Origin of the sequence: Inquilinus ginsengisoli (assembly GCF_031453975.1) — a bacterium.
In the GTDB taxonomy this organism is placed as follows: Bacteria; Pseudomonadota; Alphaproteobacteria; order DSM-16000; family Inquilinaceae; genus Inquilinus; species Inquilinus ginsengisoli_A.
The window spans coordinates 408,711-430,045 of the sequence record NZ_JAVDPW010000007.1; the positions used below are offsets into that span (position 1 = coordinate 408,711).

General features: G+C 68.5%; 20 protein-coding genes. 9 read left to right on the forward strand and 11 right to left on the reverse strand.

Translation table 11 applies throughout. The features are described 5' to 3' along the window. Positions 1-11: 11 nt before the first annotated feature. The 3 genes from E9232_RS21530 (at position 12) to E9232_RS21540 (ending at position 4,571) form a co-directional block, all read left to right on the forward strand. On the forward strand, positions 12-1,811 hold the full coding sequence (locus E9232_RS21530) for an acyl-CoA dehydrogenase C-terminal domain-containing protein (protein WP_309797320.1): 1,800 nt from the start codon (positions 12-14) through the stop codon (positions 1,809-1,811). A 141-nt stretch (positions 1,812-1,952) separates the two neighbouring features. Then, a complete protein-coding gene (locus E9232_RS21535; protein ID WP_309797321.1) occupies positions 1,953-2,501 on the forward strand; it encodes a thioesterase family protein in 549 nt (182 codons plus the stop codon). Positions 2,502-2,567: 66 nt separating this feature from the next. Then, positions 2,568-4,571: a hypothetical protein gene (locus E9232_RS21540; RefSeq protein ID WP_309797323.1), complete on the forward strand. Its 2,004-nt coding sequence runs from the start codon at positions 2,568-2,570 to the stop codon at positions 4,569-4,571. Positions 4,572-4,592: 21 nt separating this feature from the next. On the opposite strand, the gene def is transcribed toward E9232_RS21540, so the two are convergent. Beyond that, positions 4,593-5,108 carry a peptide deformylase gene (gene def / locus E9232_RS21545; RefSeq protein ID WP_309797325.1) on the reverse strand — a complete coding sequence of 172 codons (516 nt, stop codon included), beginning with the start codon at positions 5,106-5,108 and terminating at the stop codon, positions 4,593-4,595. Between the two features lie 111 nt (positions 5,109-5,219). Here def and E9232_RS21550 point away from each other — a divergent pair, with 111 nt between their 5' ends. From E9232_RS21550 to E9232_RS21565, 4 genes are all read left to right on the forward strand, one after another. After that, positions 5,220-5,849: a hypothetical protein gene (locus tag E9232_RS21550; protein ID WP_309797327.1), complete on the forward strand. Its 630-nt coding sequence runs from the start codon at positions 5,220-5,222 to the stop codon at positions 5,847-5,849. A gap of 37 nt (positions 5,850-5,886) precedes the next feature. Continuing rightward, positions 5,887-7,044: an aminotransferase gene (locus tag E9232_RS21555; protein ID WP_309797455.1), complete on the forward strand. Its 1,158-nt coding sequence runs from the start codon at positions 5,887-5,889 to the stop codon at positions 7,042-7,044. 33 nt (positions 7,045-7,077) lie between these two features. Continuing rightward, positions 7,078-7,767: a DUF1345 domain-containing protein gene (locus E9232_RS21560; RefSeq protein ID WP_309797329.1), complete on the forward strand. Its 690-nt coding sequence runs from the start codon at positions 7,078-7,080 to the stop codon at positions 7,765-7,767. Between the two features lie 557 nt (positions 7,768-8,324). Then, positions 8,325-8,897: a DJ-1/PfpI family protein gene (locus E9232_RS21565; RefSeq protein ID WP_309797331.1), complete on the forward strand. Its 573-nt coding sequence runs from the start codon at positions 8,325-8,327 to the stop codon at positions 8,895-8,897. Positions 8,898-8,951: 54 nt separating this feature from the next. Here E9232_RS21565 and E9232_RS21570 read toward each other — a convergent pair whose 3' ends face one another. The 10 genes from E9232_RS21570 to E9232_RS21615 form a co-directional block, all read right to left on the reverse strand. Next, entirely contained in the window at positions 8,952-9,932 is a 981-nt protein-coding gene (locus E9232_RS21570; protein WP_309797334.1) for an isopenicillin N synthase family dioxygenase, read from the reverse strand. Between the two features lie 83 nt (positions 9,933-10,015). After that, positions 10,016-11,056 (reverse strand): ABC transporter ATP-binding protein, encoded by a 1,041-nt coding sequence (locus E9232_RS21575; RefSeq protein ID WP_309797337.1) that lies wholly within the window; start codon positions 11,054-11,056, stop codon positions 10,016-10,018. A gap of 10 nt (positions 11,057-11,066) precedes the next feature. After that, entirely contained in the window at positions 11,067-12,167 is a 1,101-nt protein-coding gene (locus tag E9232_RS21580) for an ABC transporter ATP-binding protein (protein WP_309797339.1), read from the reverse strand. A 19-nt stretch (positions 12,168-12,186) separates the two neighbouring features. Next, on the reverse strand, positions 12,187-13,101 hold the full coding sequence (locus E9232_RS21585; RefSeq protein ID WP_309797341.1) for an ABC transporter permease subunit: 915 nt from the start codon (positions 13,099-13,101) through the stop codon (positions 12,187-12,189). 10 nt (positions 13,102-13,111) lie between these two features. After that, complete coding sequence (oppB, locus tag E9232_RS21590) at positions 13,112-14,032, reverse strand: oligopeptide ABC transporter permease OppB (RefSeq protein ID WP_309797343.1); 921 nt, start codon at positions 14,030-14,032, stop codon at positions 13,112-13,114. Positions 14,033-14,142: 110 nt separating this feature from the next. Next, on the reverse strand, positions 14,143-15,741 hold the full coding sequence (locus E9232_RS21595; RefSeq protein ID WP_309797345.1) for a peptide ABC transporter substrate-binding protein: 1,599 nt from the start codon (positions 15,739-15,741) through the stop codon (positions 14,143-14,145). A gap of 256 nt (positions 15,742-15,997) precedes the next feature. Continuing rightward, positions 15,998-17,065 (reverse strand): COX15/CtaA family protein, encoded by a 1,068-nt coding sequence (locus tag E9232_RS21600; RefSeq protein WP_309797346.1) that lies wholly within the window; start codon positions 17,063-17,065, stop codon positions 15,998-16,000. An 81-nt stretch (positions 17,066-17,146) separates the two neighbouring features. Next, positions 17,147-17,392, reverse strand: coding sequence for a hypothetical protein (locus tag E9232_RS21605; RefSeq protein ID WP_309797348.1), 246 nt, complete (start codon positions 17,390-17,392; stop codon positions 17,147-17,149). A 16-nt stretch (positions 17,393-17,408) separates the two neighbouring features. Next, positions 17,409-18,341, reverse strand: a complete 933-nt coding sequence (locus E9232_RS21610; RefSeq protein ID WP_309797350.1) for a DnaJ C-terminal domain-containing protein — start codon at positions 18,339-18,341, stop codon at positions 17,409-17,411. A gap of 102 nt (positions 18,342-18,443) precedes the next feature. Continuing rightward, positions 18,444-19,412, reverse strand: a complete 969-nt coding sequence (locus E9232_RS21615) for a Gfo/Idh/MocA family protein (RefSeq protein WP_309797352.1) — start codon at positions 19,410-19,412, stop codon at positions 18,444-18,446. Between the two features lie 145 nt (positions 19,413-19,557). Between E9232_RS21615 and E9232_RS21620 the strand changes: the two genes are divergently transcribed. Continuing rightward, positions 19,558-20,301: an SDR family oxidoreductase gene (locus tag E9232_RS21620; protein WP_309797354.1), complete on the forward strand. Its 744-nt coding sequence runs from the start codon at positions 19,558-19,560 to the stop codon at positions 20,299-20,301. Between the two features lie 47 nt (positions 20,302-20,348). Further along, the gene (locus E9232_RS21625) at positions 20,349-21,191 is read left to right on the forward strand and encodes a fumarylacetoacetate hydrolase family protein (RefSeq protein ID WP_309797356.1); all 843 of its coding nucleotides are present in this window, start codon (positions 20,349-20,351) and stop codon (positions 21,189-21,191) included. Positions 21,192-21,335 lie beyond the last annotated feature (144 nt).

Consider the following 21,335-nt stretch of genomic DNA (forward strand, 5'->3'; position numbering starts at 1 on the left):
GGACTCGAGAGATGCCCAGCTACAAGGCCCCGCTCGACGACATCCGCTTCGTGCTGCACGAACTGCTCGATGTCGGCCAGCTCGCCAAGCTTCCCGGCTATGAGGAGGCGACGCCTGATACCGTCGACGCCATCCTGGAGGAGGCGGCGCGCCTCGCCGAGAACGAGCTGACGCCCCTGAACCAGCCCGGCGACGAGGAGGGCTGCCGCTTCGAGAACGGCGTCGTCTACACGCCGAAGGGCTTCAAGGAGGCGTACCGCACCTTCACCGCAGGCGGCTGGACCGGCCTGTCGGCCGACCCGGCCTATGGCGGCCAGGGCATGCCCAAGGCGGTCAACTTCGTGATGGAGGAGGTGCTGTCCTCGGCCAACATGTCCTTCGGCATGTATCCCGGCCTGTCGCAGGGCGCCTACAACGCGATCGAGGCCTATGGCGACGAATCGCAGAAGGCGACCTATCTGCCCAAGCTGGCCGACGGCATCTGGTCCGGCACCATGTGCCTGACCGAACCGCATTGCGGCACCGATCTCGGCCTGATTCGCACGAAGGCCGAACCTGCGGCTGACGGCGCCTGGAGCATCACCGGCACCAAGATCTTCATTTCGGCCGGCGAGCACGACCTGACCGAGAACATCATCCACCTGGTGCTGGCCCGGCTGCCCGACGCGCCGCCCGGCATCAAGGGCATCAGCCTGTTCGTGGTGCCGAAGTTCCTGCCGAAGGAGGAGGGCGGGTCGGTCGTCGCCGGCCCCCGCAACGGCATCGCCTGCGGCTCGATCGAGCACAAGATGGGGGTCAAGGCGTCGTCCACTTGCGTGATGAATCTCGACGGCGCCACCGGCTGGCTGGTCGGCGAGAAGCACAAGGGCATGCGGGCGATGTTCGTGATGATGAACACCGCCCGGCTCGGCGTCGCGCTGCAGGGGCTGGGCGTGGCCGAGGTCGCCTACCAGAACGCCGTGACCTATGCCAAGGACCGGCTGCAGGGCCGCTCGCTGGCCGGCACCCAGGCGCCGGACAAGCCGGCCGACCCGATCATCGTCCATCCCGACGTGCGCAAGAACCTGCTGACCGGCAAGGCCTTCGCCGAAGGCGCGCGGGCGCTGGGCTACCTGGTCGGCATCAACATCGACCTCTACACCAGGCATCCCGATCCGGCGGTGCGGCAGCAGTCGAACGACTTCGTGTCGCTGATGACGCCGATCCTGAAGGCCTACTTCACCGACATGGGGCTGGAGGTCGCCACCCGGTCGCAGCAGGTGCTGGGCGGCCACGGCTACATCAGGGAATGGGGGATGGAGCAGTTCGTCCGCGATGCTCGCATCGCCCAGATCTACGAGGGCGCCAACGGCATCCAGGCGCTCGACCTGGTCGGCCGCAAGATGCCGCAGGACATGGGCCGGCTGCTGCGCAGCTTCTTCCATCCGGTCGACGCCTTCATCCGCGAGGAGGCCGAGAACCCGGCGATGCTGGAATTCGTCGGCCCGCTGGCAAAGGCCTTCGGCAAGCTGCAGCAGGCCACCGCCTGGATCGCCCAGAAGGGGCTGAAGGACCCGGAGGAGGCGGGGGCCGCGTCGACCGACTACCTCAAGCTGTTCGCCCTGGTGGCGATGGGCTGGATGTGGGCGCGGATGGCCAAGCTGGCGCTGGAGAAGGCGCCGAAGGCCGAGGGCCGGGCCGGATTCTACGACGCCAAGCTGAAGACGGCGCGGTTCTTCATTCAGCGCATGCTGCCGGAGACCGGGTCGCTGTTCATCCAGATCATGGCCGGCAAGGCGCCCCTGATGGCGCTGGAGGCGGAGGCGTTCTGAGGGGCCTCTTCGCGCCGCGTGTAACTCTGACTGTCATTGCCCGGCTTGACCGGGCAATCCAGGGGCCACGAAGAGCCGCTCTGGTGGCCCCTGGATGCCACGGTCGAGCCGTGGCATGACAAACGGGCGGATGGGACGCCGATGAACCTCTATCTCCGCCTCATCCGGGTCATGCTGGCGGCGCTGTTCGGGCGCCGCATCGGCATGTTCGACGACAGCGTGGTCGCGTTCCGGGTGTGGCCGAACGACCTCGACCTCAACCTGCACCTCAACAACGGCCGCTACCTCACGGTGATGGACCTCGGCCGCACCGACCTGATGATCAGGGCCGGGCTGGTCGGCATCATCCGCCGCCAGGGCTGGATGCCGGTGATCGCGGCGGTGACCATCCGCTACCGCCGCTCGATCCCCGCCTTCGCCCGCTACAGCCTGCGCAGCCGGCTGCTGGGCTGGGATGGGAAGTGGCTGTATCTCGAGCAGAGCTTCGAAAATGCCTCCGGCGCGGCCGCGGCCCATGCCGTGGTCAAGGCCGCGTTCCGCCGCCGCGGCGGCGCCGTGCCGACCGCCGAGATCGCCGCCGCCTTCGGCTGGCAGGGCGACGCCCCGGACCTGCCGGCCTATGTGCTGGCCCTGCGCGACGGCGAGGAAGCGATGCGCGACGGCCTGCGCGGGGCGTCCCGGGCCGCCTGACCGCCTGCCTTGTTCTTGCCCCGACGCCGCGTCAGGCTGGCGCCGGAGTCGGATGGGGAGGGATGGATGAGGACCCTGGCGCATCTCGTCATCGGCGCGTCGCTGGCCGCCACCCTGGCCGCGGGCACGGCCCACGCGGCCGGCAGCCCCGATCCCAAGGCCGCGGCCCAGGCCATCACCACCGTCTATGTCCCGATCGGCCTGACCCGGGCGGTCGCCGCCAGCTGCGACAAGGTCGATGCGGCCGGCGCCGCGGCGCATGCGGCGGCGCTCGACGCCTGGCGCCGCGCCAACGACGCCGATCGTCTGGAGCGGCTGCTGGAGCGGGCGATGGCTGGGTTCGGCACCCTCGACCAGAACCGGTCGAAGCTCGACGGCGCGCTGACGGCCCAGGCCGACGCCCTGATCCAGAAGACGCCGCTCCTGTGCGCCGCCCTGCCGGCGCTGTTCGGCGACAAGACCTTCGCCCTGGCCGACAAGGCGCCGGCGGCCCGGGCGGTGCTGGAGGCGATGGCCGGGACGATGCCGCAGCCGAAGACGCTGTACACCGCCGGCCAGCTCTCGGCTCTGGCGGCCGAAGGGTGGCGCCAGGCGCCGCCCGGCGACGACACCGACCGGACCGACTGGGTGTCCAAGGTGCTGGGCCGGACCGGACTGATCGCCGTCTCCGGCCGGGCCATCGACAGCGACACCATCCAGCAATGGACCGCCGACCGGCAGTCGCTGTGGAGCGTCCGCTGCGACTTCGCCGACGACACCGAGGAGCGGCTGTTCCGGCAGCAGGAGGGGCGCGACGTCGTCGTCTCCGGCCACATCGACCGGGTCTACGACTTCGAGCTGGTCACGCTGGACGGGTGCCGGCTGCTCGACGGTGCCGACGGCATCGCCAAGGCCAACCTGCCCGACGATGCCGGCCTGACCCCGAAGCCGAAGACGCTGTTCAGCGTCGGCCAGCTGTCCGCGCTCGGCGCCGGCCTGCTGCAGCGCGTGCCGGGCAAGGACGACGACGAGAAGTCCGAGGCCGCCGTCGCTGCGATGCAGCAGCTCGGGCCTGTCGCGGTCGCCGGCCGAGTGATCGGCAGCGACGACCTGCAGCAATGGCTGCCGGAGCAGCGGTCGATCTGGACCGTCTCCTGCGACTTCGCCGACAAGACGGAGGAGGCGCGGTTCGAGCAGGCGCGGGGGCGGGACGTCACCATCCTCGGCCAGGTCAGCCGGGTCTACGCCTTCAAGGTGATCAAGCTGTCCGGCTGCCGGCAGCTGGCGGATGCGGGCGGCATCGCCCGGTCGGACCTGCCGGAGACGGACCTCCTGGAATACCGGCCGCCCAGCGCCGAGGAGGTCTATGCCGGGGCGGACAAGGGCGTGCCGGCCGACCAGATCGAGGCGGTGCTGTTCCGCGAGCAGTTCCAGATCGGGATCAATCCGATGGGCGGCGGCACCTACACCGACCGCAACGAGGAGAGCTACCTGCTGCTGAAGGACGGCACCGGCTACCGCTACGATTTCGCCTATCCGCCGACCGACCTGGACGCGGCGCAGGTGCGGCGCCGGGCGCCGCAGGACTGGTCGCGCTGGGAGCATCCGGACGACACCTATGTGATGACCGCGGCGGCGGGGCCGAAGGCGGACCTGCCCAGCTTCACCGTGCTGAAGCCGTTCCCGGCCGATGCCCGGCTCGACCATTCCTACTACTACCTGAACGTGTCGCAGGGCGGTGTCACCACGCGCATCACCTATGTCTTCCGGCCCGATGGGACCTTCGAGCGGCACCAGTCCGGCAGCTTCTTCATGCACAGCCTGGCAGGCACCGGCCCCGATGGCGGCTCGGTCGGGGTCTCGGGGGGCGGTTTCGGCGCCGTCATGAACGAGAATGGCTTCTCCGTCGGCGGGGCCACCAAGTCACATGATTCGGCCGGGCGCTATCGGCTCGACGGCTACGCGCTGCAGCTGACGGCGGAGGACGGCACGGTCACCCGGCTGCGGATCGGCGTCGCGGTCGGCGACGCCGCGGCGCCGGACACGCTCAACATCGGCGGCACCAGTTACTGGGACGCGGCGAAGGAATAGCCGGGCGGCGCGTGGAGAGCCTTACTCCACGTGCTCCTTCTTCCACTTCAGGACCTTCTTCAGGATCATGTTCCGGCGCAGCGCCGACAGGTGGTCGACGAACAGCACGCCGTCGAGATGGTCGATCTCGTGCTGCACGCACACCGCCAGGATGCCGGTGGCGTGCCGCTCCTGCTTCGCCCCGGTCTCGTCGAGATAGCGGAACTTGACCTCGGCCGGCCGCACCACCTCGGCCCATTGCTCGGGCAGGGACAGGCAGCCCTCCTCGGCGGTCTGCAGGTCTTCCGACGCCCAGGTGATCTCGGGGTTGATCAGGCGCAGCGGTGCCCGCGGCTCGTCCTTGCCGGCGACGTCGATCACCACGATCCGCTCCAGCACGCCGATCTGCGGCGCGGCCAGGCCGATGCCGGGCGCGTCGTACATGGTTTCCAGCATGTCGTCGGTCAGCTTGCGGACGCGGTCATCCACCTGCGCGACGGGCTTGGCCCTGGTCTTCAGGCGGGAATCGGGGGCGACGAGGATGGGAAGTTTGGACATCGTGCGGACCAGATAGGCATGTGCCGGACGGGGGTCAAGCTTCGCCATCGGCGGGGGGCTTGTGCTAGGGTGCCGCCGCGCCGCCGGGGCGCGACAGACAGGACGACCGACGTGACTGCGATTGCCAAGCCTGAGACGTCTTTGCTCGCCGATATGGCGCCGGAGGAACAGGAGCGGCTGCGGTCGATCGCCGAGGAGATCCGCAGCGGGGCCAACTGGGTGGTGCGCAAGCGCCGGCTGCTCGACACGCTGCTGGCGATCGAGGCGGCGATCGGCGGCAGCCCGAACGAGGCGCTGATCGGCGAGGGCAGCGACTTCGCGGCCCTGCGCGCCGAGATCCAGAAGATGGAGGAGGACGCGCACGCCGCCGCCGTCGCCGCCGGCGAGGCGCCGGACGAGCCGCTGGACGATGCCGAGCTGGCCGCCGCAGCGAACGAGATCGCCTTCCTCACCGGCCTGCCGACCTATGTCGGGTCGGTGCTCGAGCTCCTCGACGAGAGCGAGATCAACAGCGTCGAGCAGGCCGCCTTCTATCACCTGTCGGCCCATGGCGAGCACCAGCGGGCGGCCGATGCCTGGTTCGAGGCGGACCACCGCCACGACACCGCCTTTCGCAAGTTCCTGCGCGCCAACCGCGACTATTCCGACCTGCTCGACCGATTCGAGGAGATGCTCGATGTGGTCGAGGACGGCGCCGACGACGAGGATGATTTCGACGCGCCCGAGGTGACCAAGCACTGACCTTGCCCCGGCCCGTCGACCGTCCCGAAAGCGCATGATGAAGCCCGGAAACGCCCTCTTCTCCGGCCTTGGCACCACGGTGTTCGAGGTCATGTCCCGGCTGGCGCGCCAGCATGGCGCGGTCAATCTCGGCCAGGGCTTCCCCGACGGCCGCGGGCCGGAGGATGTGCTGCGGGTCGCGGCCACCGCCGTCACCGATGGCTGGAACCAGTACCCGCCGATGCTCGGCCTGCCCGAGCTGCGCAAGGCCGTGGCCGACCACGACAAGCGCTTCTACGGCCTCGAGGTCGATCCCGAGGCCGAGGTGGTGGTCACGTCGGGCGCCACCGAGGCGCTGGCCGCCGCCCTGTTCGCGCTGATCGAGCCGGGCGACGAGGTGGTGCTGTTCGAACCGCTCTACGACGCCTACCTGCCGCTGGTCCGCCGTGCCGGCGGCGTGCCGAAATTCGTGCACCTGACCCCGCCCGACTGGTCGTTCGACCGGGCGGCGCTGGCCCGCGCCTTCTCGCCCCGCACCAAGGCGGTGCTGTTCAACAACCCGCTGAACCCGGCGGCCAAGGTGTTCGGGGCGGCCGAGCTCGACCTCCTCGCCGAATTCATCACCGGCTCGAACGCCTATGCCATCTGCGACGAGGTCTATGAGCACCTGGTGTTCGACGGCCGGCGGCACCAGCCGCTGATCGCCCGGCCCGGCATGCGCGACCGCTGCCTGAAGATCGGATCGGCCGGAAAGACCTTCTCGCTGACCGGCTGGAAGGTCGGCTACGTCACCGCGGCGCCGCCTCTGGCGACGCTGCTGGGCAAGGCGCACCAGTTCCTGACCTTCACCACCCCGCCGAACCTGCAGGCCGCCGTGGCCTATGGCCTGGCCAAGGGCGACGACTACTATGACGGCGTGATTGCCGAACTGCAGGGCAAGCGCGACCGCTTCGCCGCCGGGCTGCGGCGGCTGGGGCTCGGCGTCCTGCCCTGCGACGGCACCTATTTCGTCAATCTCGACATCGGCTCGACCGGCTTCAACGGCGACGACCAGGCCTTCTGCCGCCACCTGATCGAGGATGTCGGCGTCGCCGCCATCCCGGTCTCGGCCTTCTATGCCGAGGATCCGCTGGCGACCGTGGCGCGGTTCTGCTTCGCCAAGCAGGATGCGGTGCTGGACGACGCGCTGGGGCGGCTGGCGAAGCGCTTCGGCTGAGCCGGCCGGATCGCCCGGCGCCACGCTTCCCCGGTGCCACGCTTCAAGGAGGCTGCCCTGCCCGAGCTGATCCGGAACCACCTGCGGCACCACCTCCGCTTCTATGCCGCGGCCCTGCTCGGGCTGGGGCTGTGGGTGGCGCTCGGCCGCCACAACGGCGCCCCGCTGTCGGTGATCGTCGCCGGCGACGGCTTCTTCGGCCTCTACCTGATCTGGACGGCGGTGCTGGTCCGCCGGGCGACGCCGGATGTGATCCGGCGCAAGGCGGATATCGAAGACGAGGGGATGCCGCTGATCGCGGCGATCACCGTGATCGGCATCGGCCTCAGCGTCGCCTCGATCTTCAGCCTGCTGAACCAGTCCGACTCGTCGACGCTGCATCTGCTGCTGGCGATTGCCAGCGTGCTGCTGGGCTGGGTCACCCTGCACACCATCATCGCCTTCCGCTACGCCCATCTCTACTACGCCCGGGCCGGGGGCGAGGGCGCGCCGGGCAAGCGCCGCGACGCCAAGGGGCTGGAGTTCCCCGGCGACGACGCGCCCGGGATCTGGGATTTCCTGTACTATTCCTTCGTCGTCGGCATGACGGCGCAGGTGTCGGACGTGCAGGTCACGAATTCCTACATGCGCCGCCTGACCCTCGGCCACGGCGTCGCGTCCTTCCTGTTCAACACCGTGATCCTGGCGCTGGCGGTCAATGTCGCGGCCGGTCAGGCCCATTGAGGCACCGGGGTTGACATCGCCGCCGTCACGTCCGACCTTTGTCGCAGGTGCAAACAACCGAAAGGAGGTGATCCGATGTCTAGCGCTCTGGTGAACCAGATCTCCGCGGCGGCCCTGATGGGACGTGCGTCGGATCGAGCGGCGTCGGCGACCTCCGGTCTGCCGGCCTGATATCGATCTCTTCGGCGCGGTGATCCGCGAGCGTCGGCATTCCAAGACCGGCGCCTCACCGAACGTTGAACTGGAGACCGCCGCCCCTCGGGGCGGCGGTTTTCCGTTGGTGGGCAGGGCCCTCGAAGCGGGCCGAGCCCGACCCCGAGACCAACCATTGTGCAATGCACCCATGCGAAGGGTCAGCGGCATTGACTTTTGATGCCGGCACCGCCACTTCTACGATCGAATTCAATCACCATCCCGGCATGGTTTTGCCGCTGCCCGCGAGACGCGACCCGCAGCGCAGGACGGCGACGTGCGCGCGTCCGGAAGGCGGCCATCTGGATCCAACGGGGATCCGCCGGGACCGGCTGATCAGCCGGCTTAACGAGGGAGAATAATACATGCAGCAGGACAAGCCTCTCGCCGGGAAGACGATTGCCATCCTCGTTTCCAATGGTTTCGAGGAAATCCAGATGACCGAGCCGCAGCGCGCTTTGCTGGCCGCCGGCGCCACGCTCAAGATCGTCTCGACCGAGCAGGGGCTGGTCAATGGCTGGCATGACAAGTCCTGGGGCCACTACTTCGCGGTCGACGTGCCGCTGTCGAACGCCCTGGCCGCGGATTTCGACGCGGTGCTGATCCCGGGCGGCGAGCGCGGCATTGCCAAGCTCTCCGCCAACCCGCACACCAAGCGCATCCTCCGTGGCTTCGCCGACGCCGGCAAGCCGATCGCGGCGCTCGGCGACGGCCCGCAGCTTCTGGCGCTGGCCGAACGCATCCAGGGCCGCACCGTCGTGGCCAGCGATGCGTCGCGTGAGATCCTCGAGGCCGCCGGCGCCAAGCTGGCCGACGACAGCGTGCTGGTCGAGGGCAACCTGATCACCGCGCGCGACGACCTCGACATGGACGCCTTCAAGGGCGCGATCGTCGAGCACTTCACCACGGTTGTGGCCTCGCTGGCCGCCGCCGCCTGATCCTCCGGGACAGGACGAACGCCAAAGGGCGCCGGATTTTCCGGCGCCCTTTTGCTATGCGGACGATGGCTCAGCGCGGCCGCGCGGCGCCAGATGGGCATAGGTGGCGTCGAGCCGCGACTGCAGGTAGTCCGCGCCCAGCACCGGCGGATAGCGCGCCGGCCGGTCCGGGGTGACGCAGCCGGGCAGGGATTCGACCCGGGCGTCCGGGTTGGGGTCGAGGAAGAAGACGACCGAGAAGCGCTCCCGCTCCGGCGGCTGCACGCGATGCGGCGTCGAGACGTAGACATCGTTGGTCCAGCGCATCAGGCAGTCGCCGATGTTGCACAGGAAGCCGCCGTCGACGGCCGGCGCGTCGAGCCACACCCCATCCCGACGCCGCACCTGCAGCCCCGCCACGCCGTCGGTCGCCAGGATGGTGACGTTGCCGTAGTCGGTGTGGGTGCCGGCTCCCATCTGGCCCGGCGCCACCTGCCCGGGCCGCGGCGGATAATGCAGCAGGCGCAGGATCGCCATCGGGGCGTCCAGCCGGCTCTCGAAATGGTCGGGGTCGAGGCCGAGATCGCTGGCGAAACCGCGATGCAACTGCCGGCCGAGGCGCCAGGCCGCGTCGAAATAGGCCAGCATGGCCTCGCGCCAGCCGGGAATGCCGGGCCACAGGTTGACCCCGCGGAACGGGCGCCCAGCCACCACCTCGGGGTGGTCCGCCGGCAGGTCGAGGCCGATGTTGAAGGCTTCCTTCAGATCGCTCGGCCGGGTCGTGTCCAGAGTCTCGGCGCCGATGCCGACATAGCCGCGGTTGTGGGGCGAGCCGGTGATCGACAGCGCCGTCTTCTCGGCCGCGGACCGGGCGAAGAAATCCCTTGAGGCGGCGAAGACCCGGCCGGTCAGATCCGAATCGATGCCATGGCCGGTGACGGCGAAGAATCCGACCTCGCGGCAGGCCTGGCCGAGCTGCCGCGCCACCGTCTTCAGCCCCGCCGCCCCGCCGCGGCGGAGCGGCGCCAGGTCGATCACCGGGATGTCTGTGGTCATGCGCGGCCCCGGCTGCGGAGGGGAGGTCCGATTACAGCGGGAATCGCGCGGACCACGCAAGCGTCGGCGGCGGACGGAGCGGCCTAAGCCGCCTCTTCCTGCCGCCGGGCCGGGGTCGGCGTGTCCCAGAAGTGGCAGGCGGCCTGGTGGCCGGGGCTGCCGACATCGATCAGCTGCGGCGCCACCTGGGCGCACAGATCCTGCGCCTTGGGGCAGCGGGTGCGGAAGTAGCAGCCGGTGGGCGGGTTCAGCGGGCTCGGCAGGTCGCCGGTCAGCACAATCCGCTTCTTCGCCCGCTCCGCATCCGGGTCGGGCAGGGGCACCGCCGAGATCAGCGCCTGGGTATAGGGATGGCGCGGATTGTCGTAGATGTCGTCGCGGTCGGCGACCTCCACCAGCTTGCCGAGATACAGCACCATGATGCGGTGGCTGATGTGGCGCACCACCGACAGGTCGTGGCTGATGAAGATCAGCGACAGGCCGAACTGGCGCTGCAGCCGCATCAGCAGGTTGACGATCTGGCTCTGGATCGAGACGTCCAGCGCCGAGACCGGCTCGTCGCAGATGATCAGCTTGGGGTTCAGGATCATCGCCCGGGCGATGCCGATGCGCTGGGCCTGGCCGCCGGAGAATTCGTGCGGGTAGCGGTTGATCATCTCGGGCCGCAGGCCCACCAGCGCCATGATCTCCTCGACCTTGGCCCGGCGCTCCTTCTTGGTCAGCTTGGCCTCGAACACGTCCAGCGGCTCGCCGATGATGTCGCCGACCGTCATGCGCGGGTTCAGCGAGGCCAGCGGATCCTGGAAGATGATCTGCAGGTCCTGGCGCTTCTCGCGCATCGTGTTGCTGTCGAGATTGGCGATGTTCTCGCCCATCCACACCACCTGGCCCGCGGTCGGCGGGATCAGCTGCAGCACGGCGCGGCCGAGGGTCGACTTGCCGCAGCCGGATTCGCCCACCACGCCCAGCGTCTCGCCGGCCTTGAGGTCGAAGCTGACGCCGTCGACCGCCTTGAGGTAGTCGCGGTGGCCCGACCACATGTGCCGCTTCGGCATGGCGAAGTGCACGCGCAGGTCGCGCACCGAGAGGATGGGCTTGCCGTCGGACTGGAAGCTGTCTGTCATGGCACGGGCCTCAATGACGGGTGCGGGCGGCGCGGTCGGCGTCGATGACGGCGCGGTCGGCCTCGGTCAGGGGCAGCTGCTCGAGATGGCAGGCCTTGGCGCGCAGGGCGGCCGGGTCGCCGCAGGGGCGCAGCGCCGGCTCCTCGGCCAGGCAGCGCGCATGGGCGTAGCGGCAGCGCGGCTGGAAGTTGCAGCCCGGTGGCAGGTCCTGCAGGTTCGGCGGCTGGCCGCCGATCGACGGCAGCTCGGCATGCCGGTCCGAGTTCAGCCGCGGCATGCTCTGCAGCAGGCCTTCGGTGTAGGGGTGCTGCGGGTCGTAGAAGATGTCCCGCACCGACCCGGCCTCGATCACATTGCCGGCATACATCACCATCACCCGGTCGGCGAGGCCGGCGATGACGCCGAGATCGTGGGTGATCAGCACGATCGAGGTGTTGAACTCGCGCTTCAGGTCGCGCATCAGGTCCAGGATCTGGGCCTGGACGGTGACGTCGAGCGCGGTGGTCGGCTCGTCGGCGATCAGCAGGTCCGGCTGGCACAGCAGCGCCATGGCGATCATCACGCGCTGGCGCATGCCGCCGGAGAATTCGTGCGGGTACATGCCGATGCGCCGCTTGCCCTCGGGGATGCGGACCAGGTCCATCATCTCGATCGACCGCTTCATCGCTTGGGACTGGGTCATCCCCTTGTGCTGCACCAGCACCTCGGTCATCTGCCGGGCGATGGTCAGATAGGGGTTCAGCGACGTCATCGGGTCCTGGAAGATCATCGACATCTTCGAACCGCGGACCCGGTTCAGCTTGGCCGGCGGCAGGCCCAGGATCTCCTGCCCGCGGTACTTCACGCTGCCGGTGGCGCGGCCGTTGGAGGCCAGGAGGCCCATCACCGACATGAACAGCTGGCTCTTGCCCGAGCCGGATTCGCCGACGATGCCGATGGTCTCTCCCGCGGCGATGTCGAGCGAGATGCCGTTCACCGCGGCGACCATGCCGTCGCCGGTCTTGAACCGGGTGACGAGGTTGCGGATCGCCAGGATGGTCTCGGTCTGGACGGCCGGGGTGGCCACGGTGCCGGTCATGGCGCTCGGGGGGGTGAGGAGTGTTGCGGTCATGGTTCCGATGGCCTTGGGCTCAGCGATCGCGCGGGTCGAGGGCGTCGCGCAGGCCGTCGCCGATGAAGTTGAGGCAGAATAGGGTGACGGCCAGGAACACGGCCGGGAACACCAGCATCCACCAGGCGATGGTCATGCTGCGGGCGCCTTCGGAGATCAGCACCCCCCAGCTGGTCATCGGCTCCTGCACCCCGAGGCCGAGGAAGGACAGGAAGCTCTCCAGCAGGATCACCTGCGGCACGGTCAGGGTCATGTAGACGATGACCGGGCCGAGCGTGTTCGGGATGACGTGCTTGCGGATGATGCCCCAGCTCGACACGCCGCAGGCATGCGCCGCCTCGATGTATTCCTTGCGCTTGATCGACAGGGTCTGGCCGCGGACAATGCGCGCCATGTCCAGCCAGTTGACCGCGCCGATGGCGACGAAGATCAGCAGGATGTTCCGGCCGAAGAACACCATCAGCAGGATGACGAAGAACATGAAGGGCAGGGAATAGAGCACGTCGACCAGCCGCATCATCATGCTGTCGACCCGCCCGCCCAGGAAGCCCGAGGTGGCGCCGTAGGTGACGCCGATGATCAGGCTGACCAGGGTGCCGACGATGCCGACCATCAGCGAGATCTGGCCGCCGTACAGGGTGCGGACCAGCAGGTCGCGGCCGTTGGCCTCGGTGCCGAAATAATGCGCGGCCGTGCCGTCGGCCGAGGCCGCGAAGCTGGGCGCCGTGGTGAAGGCGGCGTAGTCGACATCGTCCAGCCCGTAGGGCAGCAGGTACGGCCCGACCACGCAGGCGACGGCGATCAGGGCCAGCACTGCGAGGCTGACGATGGCGGCCTTGTTGGTGCGCAGGCGCCGCCAGGCGTCCTGCCACAGGCTGCGGCCCTTGATCGGCTTGGCGGCCGGGGGAAGGGATCCGATGGTGGCGTCGGTCATCGGCGCGTCCTCAATCGTAGCGCACGCGCGGGTCGAGTGCGCCGTACAGCAGGTCGACCAGCAGGTTGAACAGGATGATCAGGACGGCGAAGAAGATCACCGTTCCCATCACCAGCGTGTAGTCGCGGTTCAGCGCGCCCTGGATGAAATAGCGGCCGATGCCGGGGATGCCGAAGATCTGCTCGATCACGATCGAGCCGGTGATGATGCCGGCGGTGGCGGGGCCGAGATAGGAGACCACGGGCAGCAGCCCGGCCTTCAGCGTGTGCCGCATGATGGTGATCCGCTCCGGCAGGCCCTTGGCCCGGGCGGTGCGGACGAAGTTCGAGCGCAGCACCTCGATCATGCTGGCGCGGGTCAGCCGGGCGATGTAGGCAGTCGGCGGCAGCGACAGTGCCACGATCGGCAGGATGAACGAGGTCCAGCCGGCGGTGATGCCGCCGGCCGGCAGTATTCGCCAGGTGACGGCCAACAGCAGGACCAGAAGCGGGGCGACGACGAAGTTGGGTATGGTGATGCCGATCATGGCGATCGCCATGGTGCCGTAGTCACCGGGCGTGTTCTGCTTCAGGGCCGCGATGGTGCCGAACAGGATGCCGAAGAAGCTGGCGATCACCACCGCGATCAGGCCGATCTGCAGCGAATACGGGAAGCCCTGGCGCAGCAGCTCGTTCACCGAATAGTCGCGCATCCGGAACGAGGGGCCGAAATCGCCCTGCAGGACATTGCCCATGTAGCGGCCGAACTGCATGTAGAGCGGCTCGTCCAGATGGTACGCCTTTTCCAGGTTGCGCTTGATCTCGATCGGCAGCGGCTTGTCGCTGGCGAACGGGCCGCCCGGCGCCAGGCGGATCATGAAGAAGGCGAGCGCGATGATCGCCAGGATGGTCGGGATCGCGCCCAGGATGCGGCGCACGGCATAGCTCAGCATGGCATCAGATCCTCGCCCGGCGGGAGATGTCGGACGTATCCCGGGGGCCGAAAAGGTCGATGCCCGCCCTCCGGCGGGTCCGGTGGGCGGGCATCGTCACAGACTCATCCTCAGCGCTGGACGGACAGCCAGCGCGACAGGTGGTAATCCGACACGTTGTCCACCCAGCCCTTCAGGGCGGGGGAGACGGCGTGGTGGGTGGTGTAGAAGTACAGCGGCAGCACCGGCAGGTCGGCGATCATCAGCTTCTCCGCCTCCTGCATCAGCTCGCCGCGCTTGGTCGCTTCGGTCGCCTTGGCGGCCTGGGCCATCAGGTCGTCGAACTTCGGGTTGGAGTAGCCCGAGGTGCTCTGCTCGCCGACATCGCCCAGCTCGAGCTGCAGGAAGCCATAGGCGTCGTTGTAGTCGCCGATCCAGCCATGGCGCGCGATGTCAGGGAATTCCTTCTTGTCGCGGGTGTCCTGGAAGGTGCCCCATTCCTGGTTCACCAGGCTGACGTTGACGCCCAGCTTCTGCTTCCACATGGCGGCGATGAACACGGCCACCTTCTTGTGGTTCTCGCTGGTGTTGTAGGTCAGCTCCAGCTTCAGCGGCTTGTCCGGGCCGTAGCCGGCCTTGGCGTACAGCTCCTTGGCCTTGGCGTCGCGCTCGGCCTGGGTCAGCTTGGCGACATCCGGCTCCCAGGTCGGGAAGTTGATCGTGCCCGGCGGCACGAAGGTGTAAGCCGGGATCTGGCTGGCCTGGGTGACGTTCTTGATCAGCGAGTCACGGTCGACCGCGAGCGACAGGGCCTGGCGCAGCTCCGGGCTGCTCTTCCACGGCTCATGGGTCAGGTTGTACGCGTAGAAGTAGACGCCGAGATACGGGGCGATGTGGATCTGGTCCGGCATTTCCTTCTGCAGCGTCGGGATCTGCTGGCTCGGCAACTCGTAGGTCATGTCCAGCTCGCCGGCCTTGAAGCGCTGCAGCTCGGCGTCGATGTCCTCGGTGGGATAGACCATCACCGTGTCGATCTTGACGTTGTCCGCATCATGGAAATGCGGGTTCTTCGTCAGCTTGATGTAGCCCTGCGGCACGGCCTCGGCCAGCTGGTAGGCGCCGTTCGAGATCAGGTTGCCGGCCTTGATGAAATCGTCGCCGAACTTGTCGTAGTTGGCCTTGCTGATGGCATAGGTCGACTGATGCACCAGGGACGACAGGAAGTACGGCGTCGGGGCAACCAGCTTCACTTCCAGCGTGTGGTCGTCGATCGCCTTCACGCCGACCTGGTCCACCGACCCCTTGCCGAGACGGGCATCCTTGGCGCCGACGACCTGGTCCAGGAAGTAGGCGTAGTCGGCAGCGGTCTTCGGGTCGATCAGGCGATGCCAGGAGAACACGAAGTCGGCGGCGGTCACCGGGGTGCCGTCGGACCACTGCTCGTTCTGGCGCAGCTTGAAGGTGTAGGTCAGGCCATCGTCCGACACCGTCCAGCTTTCCGCCGCGCCCGGCGAAGGCTCGCCCTTGGCGTCGGGCGTCAGCAGGCCCTCGAACAGATCCATGGCCACGTTCGATTCCGGCACGCCGGACAGCTTGTGTGGGTCGAGCGTCAGCGGCTCGGCGCCATTGCCCTTGTTGAAGACGATTTCGGCCATCGCAGCGCTCGAGACGCCGCCCATCAGGGCAGCGGCGAGCAGCCCGCGCGCCAGGATCTTGGTGAAACTGTGCATGTGTTCGCCCCTACTGTTTCCGGTTTCGGTCCCGGTCGCTGGTTTGTTTGCATCAAACGCGTCGCAATCAGACGCGCATTTCGTCCGTCTCCCACCAGCGAGGAGTGATGGCGTGGACGGTATCGACTCGACCGCCCTTCGGCAATCGAATTCGCGGGTCTGCTATGATTCTGGAGCAGGTTTGGCGCCTTGCAAAAGTCGCAAAAAGGAAAGTGTCGAATCAGCCCTTCGGTTGTACTTTAAGTTCTTCTTGGGCTCATTTGGGCCGTGATTCCGAAACCGGCCGGGTTACGAAACGCAACGCCAGCAGCAGGGCCAGCAGCACCAGGGCCCCCGCCTGGTGCATCGCGCCCAGCCCGACCGGCACCTGCGTCAGCAGGGTGGAGATGCCCAGGCCCACCTGGACCAGCACCATCAGCCCGACCAGATGGCCCCAGCCGGCGACGGGCGTGCGGGTGGTGCGGACCGCCAGGGCCAGCACCACCAGGGCGGTGCCGATCGCCAGCCAGCGATGGGTAAACTGGACCAGGGCGGTGTTGTCGAACAGGTTCAGCCAGCCCGGGATGATGCTGAACGCCTCGGGCGGCAGGAAGCGGCCGTCCATCAGCGGGAAGGTGTTGTAGACCTGCCCCGCATCCAGCCCGGCGACGAAGGCGCCCCAGCACATGGTGACGGCGACGCAGCCGATGGCGATGGCGGCGTGGCGGCGCAGCGACGGCGCGGCGGCGAAATTGCCCTGGCGGGTCAGCACCAGCCCGTAGGCGGCCCACAGGATCAGGGCGTACAGCAGAACGGCCAGGCCGAGATGCGCGGCCAGCAGGTAGTGGCTGACCGACGGCCGGTGGTCCAGCCCGCTCCGCACCATCACCCAGCCCAGCACGCCCTGCAGCCCGCCGACCACCAGCAGGGCCAGCAGGCGCAGGCCCAGGTTCCAGCCCAGCGCCCGGCGCCAGGCGAACCAGGCCAGGCCGGCGGCGAAGACCAGGCCGCTCAGCCGGTCCCATGCCCGATGCAGCCATTCCCAGAAGAAGATCCCCTTGAACGCGTCCAGCGACATGCCGCTGTTGGTGTAGAGGTATTGCGGCGTCGCCTTGTAGGCGGCGAAGGCGTCGACCCAGGCCTGGTCCGACAGGGGCGGCACGATGCCCTTGATCGGCGCCCATTCGACGATCGACAGGCCGCTCTCGGTGAGCCGGGTGATGGCGCCGATCACCGCCGCGGCGAAGACCATGGCGGCGGACAGGAACAGCCAGGCGGCGACGGAGCGTCTGGCCGGTTGGGCAACAGTGGGGCGCAGGGCCGCGGCGGCTGGGGTCGATTGCATGGGGCCGGCTTATCGCGCCGGCGTGCCGCCGCGTCAAACCTGCAGATGTCGCAGGGCAGGAGGGGCCGTCGCGGTCGCGGATCAGATGCCGGTTTCGACCAGATCCAGCCGCCGTTCGATCCGCTCCAGGCGCGCCTCGACGCGGTCGATGCGCCGATGGACGCCGGCGAGGTTCTCTTCGACCGCCGTCATCCTGACCTTGAGGTCATGCACGTCTTCCGCCAGCCGATCGACCTTCTGATCGATCTGGCGGAGATAGCGCAGGACCAAGCTGTCGGGTGCGTCGGTCATGGGAAGAATATGGCGATTGCGGGCCCGCCTGTCCATGCGGGCCCGCCATGCCTCAGCGCGCCTTGCCGGCGCGGGGGTCGTAGGGATGGGCCACGGCCCACTCCTCGAGGAAGCGGGCGAGGTCCGGGTCCATCGGGTCCGGCAAGGTCACGGCGAGCCGGACATACTGGTCGCCGCGGCTGTCGCCGGTGGGGTTGCGCACGCCCTTGCCCTTCAGCCGCAGCACGGTGCCGCTGTTCGACCCCTTGGGGATGGTCACCACCACCGGGCCCAGCAGCGTCGGCACCTCGACACGTCCGCCCAGCACCGCCTCCGGCAGCGACACCGGCAGGATCATGCGGATGTCGTTGCCGTCGCGCTCCAGCACCGGGTCGGGGATGATGCGGACCTCGATCAACGCGTCGCCGGCGACGCCGCGCGGGCCCTTCTCACCCTGGCCGCGCAGGCGGATGGTCTGCCCGTCGGTCAGGCCGACCGGCAGGGTGACCTTGAGCGAGCGGCCGTCGGCCAGGGTCACTGTGGTCTCGCCGCCCTCGATGGCGCGGCGGAACTCGACCCGCAGCGCATAGGTGACGTCGCGGCCCTTGCCGCCGCCGGCGCGCGCATTCGCGCCCTGGCCGAACATGCCGCGCAGCACGTCGTCGAGGTCGCCGGCGTCGGTGAAGGCGTCGTAGTTGTCGTAGCGCTGGTAGCGGGTGCCGCCTCCGCCCATGCCGGCGCCCATCCCCGGTCCCGGGCCGGCGCGGCGGGCATAGGGGCGCTCGGCCCCGGTGGCGTCGATCTCGCCGGCGTCGAAGCGTTTGCGCTTGGCGGCGTCGCCCAGCAGGTCGTAGGCGGTCGACACCGACTTGAAGCGTTCCTCGGCCCGCGGGTCGCCCTGGTTCAGGTCGGGGTGGTGCTTCTTGGCGAGCTTGCGATAGGCCCGCCGGATGTCGTCGTCGCTGGCGGTACGGGGCACGCCGAGCACGGTGTACGGGTCATCCATGAAGGGGATCTCGGGGGAACGGATCTTGGGAGATAAGCCTTTGATCCAGATAGATGATGTCGCACCCCTTCGGTTTCAACGCATCCCCCTTCGCCCACGCCTTCAATTTGCAGTTGCGTCGCCGTCCTCGAAGCGCCGACGCCAGTCGGCCAGCTGGTGCGTGATCTCGAGGGCGGCAGCCAGCGCGGCCCGGCCCTCGGGGCCGCTGACCGCCGGCGGGCCGCCATTGCCGACGCTCTGCAGGAAGCTCTGGATCTCCAGCTTCAGCGGGTCGCCGGCCTCGAACTGCTGTTCTTCCTGGTACAGCTCCGGCTGGCCGTCGCGCCCGCGGGTCTTGCGGATGAAGGTCAGCTTGGCCTCGCTCAGGTCGACCATGATGTAGCCGTCCTGCTGGAAGATCCGCATGGTGCGGTGGCGCTTCCAGCTGACCCGGCTGGCGGTCACGGTCGCGGTGCAGCCATTGGTGAATTGCAGCCGGGCATTGGCGATGTCGTCGGCCTCGCTCAGCACCGACGCGCCGACCGCGTCGATCCGCTCCAGCGGCGCTCCGACGATCTTCAGCACCAGGTCGATGTCGTGGATCATCATGTCGAGCACGACATTGACGTCGGTGCCACGCGGCTTGAACGCCGAGATGCGCTGGCATTCGATGTAGCGCGGCCGGTTCAGGATCTTGGCCAGGCCCTGCACCACCGGGTTGAAGCGCTCGAGATGGCCGACCTGCAGCACCAGCTTGCGGTCGGCGGCCAGGCGGCTCAGCGCGTCGGCCTCGTCCAGCGTGTTGCTGATCGGCTTCTCGATCAGCACATGGATGCCGGCCTCCAGGCAGATCCGGGCGGTGTCGAAATGGGCGTTGGTCGGCACCGCGACGCTGACGGCGTCGACCTGGCCGATCAGGTCGGCCAGCGCGGTCACCGGCCTGGCGCCGTGCTTGGTCGCCAGCGCCTCGGCCCGGCTGGGGTCGGTGTCGCAGATCGCGACCAGTTCCGCCTCGGGCAGCTCCGCGTGCTTGGCTGCGTGCAGGCTGCCGAAATAGCCCGCGCCGATCACCGCGGTCCGATACCGCTTCATGACGTCTCCACGCTCATCACCGACTATGCTCCGCTTTCCTAGCGCCGATGCCCAGGCTTTGACCAGCGATGATGCGCTTCCGGCTTGACGGCGGCCATGCCTCGGGGCGAGGAATACGTCCGACTTAACAACGGGGCATCCGAAGATGGCTGGCAGGCTGGCGGGCAAGACGGCGGTGCTGACCGCGGCGGGGCAGGGGATCGGCCGGGCGGTGGCGCTGGCCTTCGCCCGCGAAGGCGCGACGGTGCATGCCACCGACATCAACGCGGCGGCGCTGGAGACCCTGGCGGCCGAGGTGCCCGCGATCAAGACCACCCGGCTCGACGTGCTGAGCCACGACGCGATCAAGGCCTATGCCGCCGAGCGCGGCGCGGTCGACGTGCTGTTCAACTGCGCCGGCTTCGTCCATGCCGGCACCATCCTCGACTGCGAAGAGAAGGACTACGACTTCTCCTTCGACCTCAATGTCCGCTCGGCCTACCACATGTGCCGGGCCTTCCTGCCGGCGATGATCGCGGCCGGCGGCGGCTCGATCGTCAGCGTCGCCTCGGTCTGCTCCTCGATCAAGGGCCTGCCCAACCGCTTCATCTACGGCGCCACCAAGGCGGCGCTGCTGGGCCTGACCAAGTCGATCGCCGCCGATTTCGTCGGCCAGGGCATCCGCTGCAACGCCATCTGCCCCGGCACGGTCGAGACGCCCAGCCTGCACGACCGCATGGCGGCGCAGGGCGATGTCGAGAAGGCGCGGGCCGCCTTCGTGGCGCGCCAGCCGATGGGCCGCCTCGGCACCGCCGAGGAGATCGCCTCGCTTGCGGTCTACCTCGCCTCGGACGAGAGTTCCTACATCACCGGCCAGGCCATCGCCGTCGACGGCGGCATCACCATCTGAACCAGGCCCGTGAGGCCTGCCATGAGAGTTCCAGGGAGCGAACACCGATGAAGCTGCTGCGCTATGGCCCCGTGGGCCAGGAGAAGCCCGGCCTGCTCGATGCCGAGGGCCGCATCCGCGACCTGTCCGGCGCCGTGCCCGACATCGCCGGCGAGGCGCTGACCCCGGCCGGCATCGCCCGGCTGAAAGCGATCGACCCGGCCACGCTGCCGGTGGTCACCGGCAACCCGCGGCTCGGCCCTTGTGTCACCGGCACCGGCAAGTTCATCTGCATCGGGCTGAACTACTCCGACCACGCCGCCGAGACCGGCGCCACCGTGCCGCCCGAGCCGATCATCTTCATGAAGGCCACCAGCGCCATCGTCGGGCCGAACGACGACGTCGAGATCCCGCGCAACAGCGAGAAGACCGACTGGGAGGTCGAGCTCGGCATCGTCATCGGCAAGCCGGCGAAGTATGTCTCCGAGGCCGATGCGCTCAGCCACATCGCCGGCTTCTGCGTGATCAACGACGTGTCCGAGCGCGCCTTCCAGACCGAGCGCCACGGCCAGTGGACCAAGGGCAAGAGCGCCGACACCTTCGGCCCGACCGGCCCGTGGCTGGTGACGCCGGACGAGGTCGGCGACTACGACAACCTGCACATGTGGCTCGAGGTCGACGGCCACCGCTACCAGAACGGCTCGACCAAGACGATGGTCTACAAGGCGCCGTTCCTGGTCAGCTACCTCAGCCAGTTCATGAGCCTGCGGACCGGCGACATCATCTCCACCGGCACGCCGCCGGGCGTCGGCATGGGGCAGAAGCCGCCGAAGTACCTCAAGGCCGGCCAGACCATCCGCCTCGGCATCGAGAAGCTGGGCGAACAGGCCCAGAAGACCGTCCAGGCCTGAGCCGCCGGGGCGCATTTCGCGAAGCAAAGGGCGTCGTCCAGTGGGCGGCGCCCTTTGTGTTACGGCATTAAATTCCATTCATTCCTTGTCACCGGCGACGGCGAGACCCCATCTCTTCGTGTAGGACACAGAGACACGCCCCGT

Coding starts and splice junctions, on each gene's coding strand:
- E9232_RS21595 (WP_309797345.1), bottom strand. CDS start 15,741: ATGCACAGTTTCACCAAGATCCTGGCGCGCGGGCTGCTCGCCGCTGCC.
- E9232_RS21530 (WP_309797320.1), top strand. CDS start 12: ATGCCCAGCTACAAGGCCCCGCTCGACGACATCCGCTTCGTGCTGCAC.
- E9232_RS21555 (WP_309797455.1), top strand. CDS start 5,887: ATGAAGCCCGGAAACGCCCTCTTCTCCGGCCTTGGCACCACGGTGTTC.
- E9232_RS21585 (WP_309797341.1), bottom strand. CDS start 13,101: ATGACCGACGCCACCATCGGATCCCTTCCCCCGGCCGCCAAGCCGATC.
- def (WP_309797325.1), bottom strand. CDS start 5,108: ATGTCCAAACTTCCCATCCTCGTCGCCCCCGATTCCCGCCTGAAGACC.
- E9232_RS21570 (WP_309797334.1), bottom strand. CDS start 9,932: ATGACCACAGACATCCCGGTGATCGACCTGGCGCCGCTCCGCCGCGGC.
- E9232_RS21580 (WP_309797339.1), bottom strand. CDS start 12,167: ATGACCGCAACACTCCTCACCCCCCCGAGCGCCATGACCGGCACCGTG.
- E9232_RS21610 (WP_309797350.1), bottom strand. CDS start 18,341: ATGGATGACCCGTACACCGTGCTCGGCGTGCCCCGTACCGCCAGCGAC.
- E9232_RS21625 (WP_309797356.1), top strand. CDS start 20,349: ATGAAGCTGCTGCGCTATGGCCCCGTGGGCCAGGAGAAGCCCGGCCTG.
- E9232_RS21600 (WP_309797346.1), bottom strand. CDS start 17,065: ATGCAATCGACCCCAGCCGCCGCGGCCCTGCGCCCCACTGTTGCCCAA.
- E9232_RS21565 (WP_309797331.1), top strand. CDS start 8,325: ATGCAGCAGGACAAGCCTCTCGCCGGGAAGACGATTGCCATCCTCGTT.
- E9232_RS21540 (WP_309797323.1), top strand. CDS start 2,568: ATGAGGACCCTGGCGCATCTCGTCATCGGCGCGTCGCTGGCCGCCACC.
- oppB (WP_309797343.1), bottom strand. CDS start 14,032: ATGCTGAGCTATGCCGTGCGCCGCATCCTGGGCGCGATCCCGACCATC.
- E9232_RS21615 (WP_309797352.1), bottom strand. CDS start 19,412: ATGAAGCGGTATCGGACCGCGGTGATCGGCGCGGGCTATTTCGGCAGC.
- E9232_RS21605 (WP_309797348.1), bottom strand. CDS start 17,392: ATGGACAGGCGGGCCCGCAATCGCCATATTCTTCCCATGACCGACGCA.
- E9232_RS21575 (WP_309797337.1), bottom strand. CDS start 11,056: ATGACAGACAGCTTCCAGTCCGACGGCAAGCCCATCCTCTCGGTGCGC.
- E9232_RS21620 (WP_309797354.1), top strand. CDS start 19,558: ATGGCTGGCAGGCTGGCGGGCAAGACGGCGGTGCTGACCGCGGCGGGG.
- E9232_RS21535 (WP_309797321.1), top strand. CDS start 1,953: ATGAACCTCTATCTCCGCCTCATCCGGGTCATGCTGGCGGCGCTGTTC.